The organism is Kribbella sp. HUAS MG21 (assembly GCF_040254265.1).
Taxonomy (GTDB): Bacteria; Actinomycetota; Actinomycetes; order Propionibacteriales; family Kribbellaceae; genus Kribbella.
Map to the genome: position 1 here is coordinate 5960633 of NZ_CP158165.1, position 11421 is coordinate 5972053.

Consider the following 11421-nt stretch of genomic DNA (forward strand, 5'->3'; position numbering starts at 1 on the left):
GTGCTGACGGCGAAGGGTGCGGCGACGCGCGACCGGATCGTGGCGGCGGCCGCGGCGGAGATCCGGGAGCGCGGGATCGCCGCGGTGAAACTGGACGACATCGGGCGGCGCAGCCGGACCGGGAAGAGTCAGCTCTTCCACTACTTCCCGGACGGCAAGGAGCAACTGCTGCTCGCGGTCGCCGAACGCGAGGCCGAGCAGGTGATCGAGGACCAGGAGCCGTACCTCGGCCAGCTCACGTCCTGGGACGCCTGGAGCAAGTGGCGGGACACCGTCGTCGAGAAGTACCGCCGGCAGGGCGTGCACTGTCCGCTCGGCGTCCTGATCACCGAGATCGGCCGGCACACCCCGGCCGCGCAGGCCGTCACCGGTCAGCTGCTCGCGCAGTGGCAACGCCGGCTCGAGACCGGGATCGAGGACATGCAGGCCGCGGGCGAGATCCGTGCCGACGTGGATCCCACCCGCGCCGCGGCCGCGCTGATCGCCGCGATCCAGGGCGGCGTCGCGATCCTGATGGCCTCCGGCTCCGCGACCCACCTGGAGTACGCGCTCGACCTGTGCCTGGACTACCTCAGCGCCAGTTGACCACCGGCGGCTGGTACCCGGCCGGCTTGTCGGCGACCTTCGCGCCGGGGCTGACCAACCAGCCCTGGTACTCCGGCGTGAACATCCGGTAGACCGACGACGGCGGTACGGCGCTCGCCTCGTCAAGCTGCGCGCGCAACTCGGCCGGCAGCTCGAAACCGAGGGCCGCGATGGTCGACTCGAGCTGCTCCGGGCGGCTCGCGCCGACGATCGCGGACGCGACACCGGGCTGCGTCGCGGCCCAGTTCACCGCGACCTGCGCCATCGTCACGCCGAGCTTGCCGGCGACGTCGCGGACGGCCGTCAGCAGGTCCCACTGCTGTTCGGTCCAGCTCTGCCCAGCCGCGCCGTCACCAGTGAGCCGCCCTTCGCCGGCCAGCTTCCGCGCGTCGTCGCGCTGGTACTTCCCGGTCAGGAAACCGCCGCCCAGCGGGCTCCACGCGGTGATGCCCAGCCCGAGCTGCTGCGCGACCGGGACGTGCTCGGTCTCGATCGTGCGCTCGATCAGCGAGTAGGGCAGCTGCAGGCTGACCATCGGGGTCAGCGAGTGCGCGTCGGCCAGCGTCTGCGCGCGAGCGGCGTACCAGGCCGGGACGTCGGACAGTCCGGCGTACCGGATCTTGCCGGCGCGGGTGAGGTCGTCGAGGGTGCGCAGGACCTCGTCGACCGGGGTGATCCGGTCCCAGGTGTGCAGCAGGAACAGGTCGACGTAGTCGGTGCCGAGCCGGCGCAGCGACTCGTCGAGGGCACGGATCAGGTGCTTGCGGCTGTTGCCGCCCGCGTTCGGGTCGCCGGAGTCGACGCTGTTGGTCGCCTTGGTGGTGAGCACCATCCGCTCGCGGACGCCGGCCTCGGCGATCAGCCGGCCGAGGATCCGCTCGCTCTCGCCCGCGGTGTAGAAGTCGGCCGTGTCGACGAAGTTGCCGCCGGCCTCGATATAGGTCCGGAAGATCGCGCGCGCCTCGTCCTCGGTCTTGCCGTACGGCGCGTGGAATCCGGACTGCCCGAAGTTCATCGTGCCCAGGGCGAGCCGGCTGACCCGCAGTCCTGATCGCCCGAGCAGGTAGTAGTCGTCAAGTGCCATGCCCACAGGGTTGCTCGGCAAAAATGGACCGGCAAGTACAGAACTCAGGTCGCGGTGTAGCCACCGTCGACAGGTACGACGGCACCGGTCACGTACGCCGCCGCCGGGGAGGCGAGGAACGCGTACGGCGCCGCGATCTCGTCCACGGTGGCCCGCCGCCCGAGCGGCGTGAACGTGTTGATCCGCTGGTCCGAGGCCGGGTCGTCGTGCGCGGTCACACTGTCCATGATGTTCGCGACGTACCCGGGCGCGACCGCGTTCACCCGGATCCCGTGCTCCGCCCACTCGGCCGCGAGCGTCCGCACGAGCTGGTTGATCCCGCCCTTGCTGGCCGCGTACGGCGCCAGCGTGGGGATCCCGACCTGCCCTGCGATCGACGACGTCATCGTCACCGATCCCGGGCGCTGGTGGGCCATCCAGTACCGGGCTGCCGCCTGCGCGGGCAGGAACGCGCCGCGCAGGTTCACGGCCAGGATCCGGTCCCATTCGTCCGGGGTGTACTCGACCGCGGGCTTGATGACGTCGATGCCCGCGTTGCAGACGAGGTGGTCGAGCTCGCCGAACGCCTGCACCGCCGTGTCGGTCAGCCGTTGCGCGACGTCCGGATCCGTGACGTCCCCGGCCGCCGCCGCGATCCGCCCGGGGAACTGCGCGCCCAGTTGCTCCGCGGCGGTCGCCGTCTCGTCCTCGTCGTACCCGTTGACCACGACGGAGGCGCCCTGCCCGAGCAACGCGCGGGCGATCGCGAACCCGATCCCACGGCTCGATCCGGTGACGACCGCCGCGGTACCTGTCAGGTCGAAGAGCTCAGCCATGCGGGAAACGGTAGTGCGTGAAAGGATTCCGGGGTGCGCCTGACCGAACTGCAGCGGATCGAACTCGACCGGCTGGCGGAGCTTGTGGTGCCCGGGGACGACCGGACGGTCGGGTTCGTCGAGCGGGTGCTCGCGGAGGACAGGCCGGACTGGGGCGATCGGGTCGCGCGCGGGTTGGCGGCGCTCGGGGACGCCGGGCTCGACGGCGTACTCGCGGATGCCGACGGCGCCTGGCTGGTCCGGCTGATCGCCCAGGGGTACTACGCGCGGCCGGCGGCCTGGGAGCGGGTCGGGTGGCACACGGACCAGTTCACCGCCGTACAGACCGAGCTGCGGGTGACGCCGCGGGAGGCACTGGGGGAGCGGTACGACTGCGTGGTGATCGGCTCGGGCGCCGGCGGTGGAGCTGCCGCTCAGGTGCTCGCGGAGTCCGGGCGGTCGGTGCTCGTCGTCGAGCTCGGCAGCTACCCGGCGACGGACGCCTTGACCCGTGACCACCTGCGGAACCCACGCTCGGTGGCGGGGCTGCCCGCGGTGACGGATCCGGATCCGGCCGGGCGCCCGCGGATCGCGCTCGTGGACGGCGTCCGGAGCCAGGTGCTGCCGCCCGACGGCGGCTGGGGCAACAACGCGTTCACGGTCGGCGGCGGGACCCGGGTGTACGGCGCGCAGGCGTGGCGGTTCGTCCCGCGGGACTTCCGGATGGCCACGACGTACGGCGTACCGGACGGCAGCGCGCTCGCCGACTGGCCGATCTCGTACGACGACCTCGAGCCCTACTACTCGTTGGCGGAACAGCGGTTCGGGGTCAGCGGCGGCGGGACGGACCCGTGGCACGGACCGCGGTCGATCCCGCTGCCGATGCCGCCGATGCCGCGGACCGGCCCGGCGTACCTGCTGGCGGACGCCGCGGAACGCCTGGGCTGGGGCACGCTCGACGTACCGCTGCTGATCAACTCGGTCGACTACCAGGGACGATCCGGCTGTGTGCGGTGCGGGCAGTGCGTCGGGTTCGCCTGCCCGGTGGAGGCGAAGGCCGGGACACACAACACCGCCCTGCCGGCCGCCCTCGCGACCGGGAACTGCACGCTGGTCGTCGAGACCACGGCCGAGCGGCTCGTCACCGACCACACCGGCCGCGTCGTCGGCGTCGCGCTCGTCGCCGACGACGGGTACGGCGGGAGCTGGCGTCGGACCGTCGCGTGCGCGGAGGTGGTGGTGGCCGCGGGTGCTTCGGAGACGCCGCGGCTGTTGCTCAACAGTGCGCACGACGGGGAACCGCACGGGATCGGCAACAACCAGGACCAGGTCGGACGGCGTCTGCAGGCCCATGTGTATGCCGGTGCGGTCGGGTTGTTCGAGGACGAGGTGGTCGATCTCGTCGGGCCGGGGGTGTCGATCGCGACCTGCGACTTCCGGCACGGCAACGACGGGCTCGTCGGTGGCGGGATGCTCGCGAACGAGTTCGTGCCGACGCCCGCGGCGACGTACGACTATCTGACCGGGGCGGGACTGATCCCGGTCGCCGGTGCGGAGAGCCTGCGGGCGATGGAGCGGGAGGCGCGGCGGATGCTGCGGGTGGTCGGGCCGATCCAGGAGGTGACGTCGGCCGACTCACGCGTGCGCGTCGATCCATCCGTGGTGGACCGGTTCGGCAACCCGGTGGTGGTGAGCAGCGGGTCGATCCATCCGGAGGACGCCCGTGCGCATCGCTTCCTGAGCGCCAAGGCGAAGGCCTGGCTGGAGGAGGCGGGTGCGGTCCGTACGGCCGTGGGTGAGCTCGGCAGCCTGGGACGGCCGAGCATCGGGCAGCACCAGGCGGGGACCTGCCGGATGGGCGACGACCCGGCCCGCTCGGTCACCGATCCGTCCGGCCGGGTCTGGGGCCACGACAACGTGTGGATCGCCGACGCCTCGGTCCACGTCACCAACGGCGGCGTGAACCCGGTCCTCACCGTCCTGGCCGGCTCCCTCCGCATCGCCGACGGAATCGTGCGCGGCTGACGGGATCGTCGGGTCCGACGGGTTCGTGCGGGCTTGACGGCGCCGCTCAGCCGATGCGGGAGATGCCGACGCCGCTGCGGGCCTCGCGGCCGTACTTCGTGATCTCGGCGGCGAGGTCCAGGCGGGCGACGCCGACCTTGCCGCGGTCCTCGTCGGTGAGCAGGTCGGCCGGGATGATCCAGACGACCTCGAACTCCAGCCCGTCCGGGTCCTTGCCGTACAGGGACTTCGTGGTCCCGTGGTCGGACGCCCCGACCAGTGCACCGGCCTGACTCAGCTTCCCGGCCAGGTCCTCGAGGTCACCGAGCGTGTCGACCTCCCACGCGAGGTGGTACAGACCGACCGTCGCCCGCCCGGCCCCGGACGGACCGGCCTGCGAGCCGAGCTGGAACAGGCCCAGGTCGTGGTCGTTCGTGGAGCCGGGCGCGCGCAGGAACGCCGCGCCGGGGATGGCGTCACCGGTCTCGGTGTACCCGAACCCGAGGACGTCTCGGTAGAACGCGACACTCGCCTCGACGTCGCGCACGTACAGCACCGCATGATTCAACCGGAAGATCGCCATGTCCCCGATGATAGTTGAAGCCTCAACTTTTTTCTAGCGGCGGCGCCGGGGCTTCTTCGGACGGCCCGGCTGCGACTTCGATTGTGACTTGGGCTGCGGTTTGGGCTGCGCCTTGGACTGTGGCTTCGGTTTGGCCTTGGGGTCGCGGGCGGCGGGGCCGCGGGTGCTGTTGGCGGTGCGGCCGCGGACGATGCCGATCAGGTGCTCGACGAGCTCGGAGGTGCCGTCCTCGGGCCAGCTGAGCGCGACCTGCGACTCCGGTACGCCGGTGAGCGGCCGATAGGTGAGGTCCTTGCGGTGGTGCAGCCGGGCCAGCGACTGCGGGACCACCAGCAGGCCGGTGCCCATGGCAACCAGCTCGACCGCGTCGACGGTCCGCGCCGGACGGTCGTCGATCAGCCGGCCCGGCGGGTGCTCCCAGTCGAGGACGTCGTCCTGCGGGTGCAGCATCAGTTCGTCCACGAGATCGTCGGCGGTGACCTCGTCGGCGGCCGTGATCACGTGCTCCTTGGGCACCACGACGACCGTCTTCTCGACGTACAGCGGGATCGCGTGCAGGCCGGTGCGGTCGACCGGGAGCCGGAGCAGTACGGCGTCGACGCCGCCGTCCGCGAGGTCACGCCGTACCAGCTCGGGGGCGTCGGCGGCGGGGACCTGGACGAGGTCGAGCGGGACGCGGGGGAGTCGCTCGGTCCAGATCCGGGCCCACTTCGCGGGCGTCACGCCGGGGACGTAGCCCAGCCGGAATCCGGTCACGGTGGTCAGGTTACCGGGCGTTACGCTGCTGCCATGACAGCGCGCAAGGCCCAGACCATGAAGCCGGCGACGGCGGCCAAGAAGCTCGGTGTGTACCTGCCGGCGACGCCGGCCGAGTTCCAGGACGGCGTGGTCTCGCGGGACGAGCTGAACGCGCTGCAGGCGACCCCGCCGGAGTGGCTGCGGGACCTGCGCCGCGACGGTCCGCACCCGCGCGCCGTCGTCGCCGCGAAACTCGGCGTCTCGATCAGCGGCCTGGCCCGCGCCGGCATCACCGAGGCGCTGACCACGGAGGAGATCGAGGCGATCAAGTCCGAGAACCCCGACTGGCTCGACCACGAACGCGCCACCCAGGCCGAAGTACGCCGCCAACAGGCCGAACTCAAGTCCCGGGACTGAAGTCCCGCGACTGACCGGCCCGCGACTGACCTGCCTCGGCGGGATTGGTCTGGCGGTCAGCTGATGCGGACGCGGAGGCGGCGGAAGCCTTTGCCTTTGCTTTCCATCTTGACGACCTCCATCCGGCCGATCAGCGCGGTGGAGGCGACGTGCGTGCCGCCGTCGGCCTGGGTGTCGAGGCCGGCGATGTCGACGATCCGGACGACCTCGATGTCGGGCGGCAGCAGGTTGGTCGCGGTCCGGATGATGTCCGGGATCGCGAACGCCTCCTCGCGCGGCAGGTTGCTGACGGTGATCCGGCGGTCGGTGCGGATCTCCGCGTTGACCGCCTCGGCGACCCGGTCCTTGAAGTCCGGCGGCACCTCGGCCAGGTCGAAGTCCATCCGCGCCGACAGCGGCTCCATGTTCCCGCCGGTCACCAGCGCCCCGAAGTCGCGGAACACGACACCGGTGAGCACGTGCAGACCCGAGTGCGTCCGCATCAACTGGGTACGCCGTTCGTCGTCCAGCGCGCCGCGCACCGCCGTACCGACAGCAGGCACCGGGTCGCCCTCGTACGGCACCAGATACAGGTCGTCGCCCTTGACGGTCCCGACGATCCGCGTCCGCACACCGCCCCACAGCAACACACCCTCGTCCGGCGGCTGCCCGCCACCACCCGGATAGAACGCGGACCGGTCGAGCACGACCCCGCGCTCCGGATCCACCCCGACCACCGTCGCATCCCACTCCCGCACCGACGCATCCACGAGGTCGAGCCGATGCGTATGCCCGTGCTGGTTCGTGCTCATGCGCGGTTCACCAACTCGGTGAAGGCGTCGAGGGCGTGGCGGATGTTGTCGATCGAGTTTGCGTAGGAGAAGCGCAGGTGGCCCTCGCCGTACGCCCCGAAGGCGGTGCCGGGGAGGCAGGCGACGCCCGCCTCGTCCAGGAGGCGGTCGGACAGGGTGGCTGCGGGTACGCCGAGTTCGGTGATGTTCGGGAACGCGTAGAACGCGCCGCCGGGCTCCACGCAGGACACACCCGGTACGGCGTTCAGGCCGGAGACGATCACCTCGCGCCGCTCGCGGAAGGCCTCGAGCATCCGGTCGACGTCGTCCCACGGACCTTCGAGGGCGGCGACGGCAGCGTGCTGGCTGAACGCCGACGTGCACGACACCGAGTTGATCATCAGCCGCGTCACCGGCTCCACGAGCGGCTCCGGGAAGACGCCGAAGCCCAGCCGCCACCCGGTCATCGCGAACGTCTTCGACCAGCCGTCGAGCAGCACGGTCCGCTCGGCCATCCCGTCGAGGTCGAGCACGCTGTGGTGCTCACCGTCGTACCGCAGCGCCCAGTAGACCTCGTCGCTCAGCACGACCAGGTCGTGCTCGATCGCGATCTCGGCGATCGCCCGCAGCTGCTCGGGCGTCGACGCGCTGCCGCACGGGTTGTGAGGTGAGTTCAGGATCAGCAGCTTGGTGCGCTCGGTCACCAGCGAGCGCAGCTCGTCGGGGTCGACGACGAACCCGTTCTCCTCGCGCAGCGGCACCGGCACCGGCTTCGCCCCGGCGAACGCGGCGATCGACGCGTACATCGGGAAGCCGGGATCCGGATACAGGACCTCGTCGCCCTCCTCGCAGAGCGCCAGGATCGTGAAGAACATGACCGGCTTCGCACCAGGCGTCACCAGCACCCGGTCCGGCGTGGTCCGCAGCCGTCCGGTCCGGTCGAGGAAGTCCGCGACCGCGGTCCGCAGCTCCGGGATGCCGGGCGCCGGCACGTAGTGCGTGTAGCCCTTGTCGAGCGCCTGCTGCGCCGCCGCGATCACGTGCGCCGGGGTGTCGAAGTCCGGCTCGCCGATCTCGAGGTGCACGATGTCGCGCCCCCGGGCCTCCAGCGCCTTCGCCTTGGCGAGCACCTCGAACGCCGACTCGGTCCCCAGCCGATCCATCCGGCCAGCAAGTTTCACGATGTGTCCTTCCGCAGTCGCATCTCACACCCTAGTGCGAGGATCCTGGAATGAACGAAGCGAGGCGGGTTGCGGTCACCGGCAGCAGCGGGAAGCTCGGCAGGGCCGTCGTCGATCATCTGGCGGGCCACGGCTGGCAGGTAGTGGCCCTCGACCAGGCTGCACCGGCGCGGGCCGACGTGCCGTCGACACGGGTCGACCTGACCGATTTCGGCCAGACCTACGAGGCGATCGCGGGCGTCGACGACCGGCACGACGGCGTCGACGCGGTCGTGCACCTCGCCGCCGTCCCGGCACCGGGCCTGCGGCCGAACGCGGCGACGTTCCACAACAACATGACCGTGACCTACAACGTGTTCTCCGCCGCGCTCCGGGCCGGCGTCCGGAACATCGTGTGGGCGTCCAGCGAGACCGTGCTGGGCCTGCCGTTCGACGAGTTCCCGCCGTACGTGCCGGTGGACGAGGACTACCCGCCGCGACCGAACAGCACGTACTCGCTGGTCAAGACGCTCGAGGAGGAGCTCGCCCGCCAGCTGTGCCGCTGGCATCCGGACCTGAAGCTGATCGGGCTGCGCTTCTCGAACGTGATGTACCCGGAGGACTACGCCCGGTTCCCCGGCTTCGACGCGGACGCCCACGCCCGGAAGTGGAACCTCTGGGGCTACATCGACGCCCGGGACGGCGCCCAGGCGGTGCGGAAGGCGCTCGAGTACGACGTGACCGGGACGGACGTCTTCATCGTGGCGAACGCCGACACGGTGATGTCCCGGCCGAACGACGAGCTGCTCGCCGAGGTGTTCCCCGGCGTCCCGGTGAAGCGGCCGTTCGGCCCGAACGAGACCCTGCTGTCGATCGAGAAGGCCCGCCGGCTGCTCGGTTACGAGCCGGAGTTCTCCTGGCGCGGCCCGAACGGGAAGAGCGTGTCCGGGTCGTAGGCCGCCCGGACATCGGCGAGCCGCGCGAACGTCTCGGCCGGCCACGAGGCCTCGTAGGACCCGGGCAGTGCGAACCCGCCCGCGAAGTTCACCGTGGTCTCCGCGCACACCCACGGCCGCAGCCGCTCGAGGATTCGGTCGACCGTTGCCGGGAGCACCTTTTCGAACAGCTCCGGATCCGGTACGCCGATCAGCGTCAACGTGCACGCCCCGCCGCGGCCGCCGACCGCGCTGCCCTCCGGGACGTCGCGCTGCGTGGCGCCGCCCAGGTGCCGGATCTCGACCGCGACCAACGGGACCTGCTGCTCGGGGCCGGCCGCCGCCAGGAACGCGCTCACGAAGTCGCCGTCCAGCTCGTTCAGCATCAGCCCGCGGTCCCACGCCGGCGTCGGGTTCCGCGGGTCGTTGTGGATCAGCGCGATGTCGCTCGCCGGCAGTTCGCCGACGCCGTCGACGAGCGTCGTACCGGCGTCCCGGATCGGCTGGAAGAGGCGCTTGCCCTCGGCGGCGTCGCCGACGTACGCGAACCGCACGCTCAGCACGGTCTTGCCGCGCAGCGGCTCGGGGATGAACTCGAGCGGCGGCAGCCGGAGGATCACGACCGACGAGTTCGCGGTCTCCGGCAGCGTCTTCGTCCACTCGGTCCAGGCGCCGAGGACCGGTGCGACGTACTCCGCGTCGAAGAACGCCGAGCCGCCGTACAGCGTGGTCAGCTCGACCAGCGCGAAGTCCATCGCGGTGACGATGCCGAACCCGCCCTTGCCGCCGCGCAGCGCCCAGAACAGGTCCGGGTTCTCGGTCGCGTTCGCGGTCACCGCGCCGGCCGCGGTCACCACCCGGAAGCCGCGCGCCCAGTCCGACGAGAACCCGTAGGTGCGGGCGAGCGGGCCGAGGCCGCCGCCGAGCGTGTACCCGATGCAGCCGACCGCGTCGGACGCGCCGGTGACCGGCGCCAGCCCGTGCGGGGCGGCGGCCGCGATCACCTCGGCCCAGCGGCTGCCGGCCGCGATGTGCGCGACCTGCGACTCCGCGTCCACAGTCACACCCGTCATCCGCGTGGTGGTGACCACGATCCCGCCCTGCATCGGGTTCGGGATGCCGTGTCCGGTCGCGAGCACCCGGACCGGCGTGCCGGTCTCGGCGGCAGCGCGCACCACCGCGACCGCGTCGTCCTCGGACGTCAGGCCGACGACGACGTCCGGCGTATGCGTCACCGCCAGGTTGAACCCGGACAGCTCGTCGGCGTACCCCTCGTCGCCCGGTGCCAGCACTGGCCCGGCGACCTCGCCGCGCAGCCGGTCGATCAGTTCCGTCACGTTCCTCATCCCCTCCCGGAAGCCCCTGCCGGGCAGTTTTCCGCACCTCGGGGTCACCGCTTGCGGTCAAGTCCGCTTGAGGTGTGATGCTCGGCGCATGGTTGATTTCGGAGTACAGGTGACGCCCACGCCGGACCTCGCGCTGCACCGCGAGGTGGTGGCCGCGGCGGAGGAAGGCGGGCTCACGTACGTCGGTGTGCAGGACCATCCTTACGCCGCGACGCAGGTCGACGCGATGGCCCTGATCGGCGACCTGATGAGCCGGACCGAGCGGTTGCGGTTCTTCCCCGACGTGGCGCCGCTGCCGCTGCGGCCGCCGGCGACGCTCGCGAACCTGTCCGCGACGCTGGACCAGCTGTCGGGCGGACGGTTCGAGCTCGGCCTCGGAGCCGGCGGCTACCCGCGGGCGATCACCGGCTTCGGTGGGGCACAGCGGACGCCGGGCGAATCGCTCGAGGCGCTGGAGGAAGGCATCGGCCTGCTGCGCGCGCTGTGGACCGGCGGCGCCGACCGCGTGGTTGCGGACGGCAAGTACTACTCGCTGAACACTCGCCCCGGCCCGCCGCCGGCGCACGACATCGGGATCTGGGTCGGCTCCGTCGGACCGCGCTCGCTGCGGCTGACCGGCCGGCTCGCCGACGGCTGGGCCGCGCCGATCCCGGCCTACCTGCCGTACCAGGACCTGGCGCCGGCGAACGCGATCATCGACGAGGCGGCGAAGGCGGCAGGCCGTGATCCGGCCGACGTACTGCGGATCGCCCAGATCGTCGGCACCGTGACCGACCGGCCGGGTGACAGCGACACGACCCACGGTGACGCGCCGCTGCGCGGGACGCCGGGGCAGTGGGCGGAATTCATCGCGAAGCTGGTCACGGAGCAGCCGTTCCGGGCCTTCGTGTTCTGGCCGGAATCCGACACGCTGGAGCAGACGATCCGGTTCGCGCGGGACGTCGTACCAGAGGTCGAAACACGCCTGAACAGGGGGCCGACTCGACGGTAACGGCCGTGGACTGA

12 protein-coding genes are annotated in these 11421 nt (G+C 71.5%); 5 read left to right on the forward strand and 7 right to left on the reverse strand.

From position 1 onward, the window contains the following. Entirely contained in the window at positions 1–585 is a 585-nt protein-coding gene (locus ABN611_RS28850) for a TetR/AcrR family transcriptional regulator (RefSeq protein ID WP_350275389.1), read from the forward strand. On the opposite strand, the gene ABN611_RS28855 is transcribed toward ABN611_RS28850, so the two are convergent. After that, entirely contained in the window at positions 572–1669 is a 1098-nt protein-coding gene (locus ABN611_RS28855) for an aldo/keto reductase (protein WP_350275390.1), read from the reverse strand. The genes ABN611_RS28850 and ABN611_RS28855 overlap by 14 nt on opposite strands. A 44-nt stretch (positions 1670–1713) precedes the next feature. Next, on the reverse strand, positions 1714–2484 hold the full coding sequence (locus ABN611_RS28860; RefSeq protein WP_350275391.1) for an SDR family NAD(P)-dependent oxidoreductase: 771 nt from the start codon (positions 2482–2484) through the stop codon (positions 1714–1716). A gap of 33 nt (positions 2485–2517) precedes the next feature. On the opposite strand from ABN611_RS28860, the gene ABN611_RS28865 reads away from it, so the two are divergent. After that, a complete protein-coding gene (locus ABN611_RS28865; RefSeq protein WP_350275392.1) occupies positions 2518–4488 on the forward strand; it encodes a GMC family oxidoreductase in 1971 nt (656 codons plus the stop codon). A 46-nt stretch (positions 4489–4534) separates the two neighbouring features. On the opposite strand, the gene ABN611_RS28870 is transcribed toward ABN611_RS28865, so the two are convergent. After that, positions 4535–5050: a VOC family protein gene (locus tag ABN611_RS28870; protein WP_350275393.1), complete on the reverse strand. Its 516-nt coding sequence runs from the start codon at positions 5048–5050 to the stop codon at positions 4535–4537. A 33-nt stretch (positions 5051–5083) separates the two neighbouring features. After that, on the reverse strand, positions 5084–5806 hold the full coding sequence (locus tag ABN611_RS28875; RefSeq protein ID WP_350275394.1) for a LysR substrate-binding domain-containing protein: 723 nt from the start codon (positions 5804–5806) through the stop codon (positions 5084–5086). A 33-nt stretch (positions 5807–5839) separates the two neighbouring features. Here ABN611_RS28875 and ABN611_RS28880 point away from each other — a divergent pair, with 33 nt between their 5' ends. After that, a complete protein-coding gene (locus ABN611_RS28880) occupies positions 5840–6205 on the forward strand; it encodes a DUF5997 family protein (protein ID WP_350275395.1) in 366 nt (121 codons plus the stop codon). A gap of 56 nt (positions 6206–6261) precedes the next feature. On the opposite strand, the gene ABN611_RS28885 is transcribed toward ABN611_RS28880, so the two are convergent. Together ABN611_RS28885 and ABN611_RS28890 are read right to left on the reverse strand one after the other, a co-directional pair. Next, complete coding sequence (locus ABN611_RS28885; protein WP_350275396.1) at positions 6262–6996, reverse strand: alanyl-tRNA editing protein; 735 nt, start codon at positions 6994–6996, stop codon at positions 6262–6264. Further along, the gene (locus ABN611_RS28890) at positions 6993–8156 is read right to left on the reverse strand and encodes a pyridoxal phosphate-dependent aminotransferase (protein WP_350275397.1); all 1164 of its coding nucleotides are present in this window, start codon (positions 8154–8156) and stop codon (positions 6993–6995) included. Before ABN611_RS28890 ends, ABN611_RS28885 begins: the two co-directional genes overlap by 4 nt. 50 nt (positions 8157–8206) lie before the next feature. On the opposite strand from ABN611_RS28890, the gene ABN611_RS28895 reads away from it, so the two are divergent. Beyond that, on the forward strand, positions 8207–9091 hold the full coding sequence (locus tag ABN611_RS28895; RefSeq protein WP_350275398.1) for an NAD(P)-dependent oxidoreductase: 885 nt from the start codon (positions 8207–8209) through the stop codon (positions 9089–9091). Here ABN611_RS28895 and ABN611_RS28900 read toward each other — a convergent pair. After that, positions 9034–10407, reverse strand: a complete 1374-nt coding sequence (locus tag ABN611_RS28900) for an FAD-binding oxidoreductase (RefSeq protein WP_350275399.1) — start codon at positions 10405–10407, stop codon at positions 9034–9036. The genes ABN611_RS28895 and ABN611_RS28900 overlap by 58 nt on opposite strands. A gap of 97 nt (positions 10408–10504) precedes the next feature. On the opposite strand from ABN611_RS28900, the gene ABN611_RS28905 reads away from it, so the two are divergent. Next, positions 10505–11407 carry an LLM class flavin-dependent oxidoreductase gene (locus ABN611_RS28905; RefSeq protein ID WP_350275400.1) on the forward strand — a complete coding sequence of 301 codons (903 nt, stop codon included), beginning with the start codon at positions 10505–10507 and terminating at the stop codon, positions 11405–11407. Positions 11408–11421: the final 14 nt, after the last annotated feature.

Coding starts and splice junctions, on each gene's coding strand:
- ABN611_RS28855 (WP_350275390.1), bottom strand. CDS start 1,669: ATGGCACTTGACGACTACTACCTGCTCGGGCGATCAGGACTGCGGGTC.
- ABN611_RS28860 (WP_350275391.1), bottom strand. CDS start 2,484: ATGGCTGAGCTCTTCGACCTGACAGGTACCGCGGCGGTCGTCACCGGA.
- ABN611_RS28870 (WP_350275393.1), bottom strand. CDS start 5,050: ATGGCGATCTTCCGGTTGAATCATGCGGTGCTGTACGTGCGCGACGTC.
- ABN611_RS28880 (WP_350275395.1), top strand. CDS start 5,840: ATGACAGCGCGCAAGGCCCAGACCATGAAGCCGGCGACGGCGGCCAAG.
- ABN611_RS28885 (WP_350275396.1), bottom strand. CDS start 6,996: ATGAGCACGAACCAGCACGGGCATACGCATCGGCTCGACCTCGTGGAT.
- ABN611_RS28895 (WP_350275398.1), top strand. CDS start 8,207: ATGAACGAAGCGAGGCGGGTTGCGGTCACCGGCAGCAGCGGGAAGCTC.
- ABN611_RS28905 (WP_350275400.1), top strand. CDS start 10,505: ATGGTTGATTTCGGAGTACAGGTGACGCCCACGCCGGACCTCGCGCTG.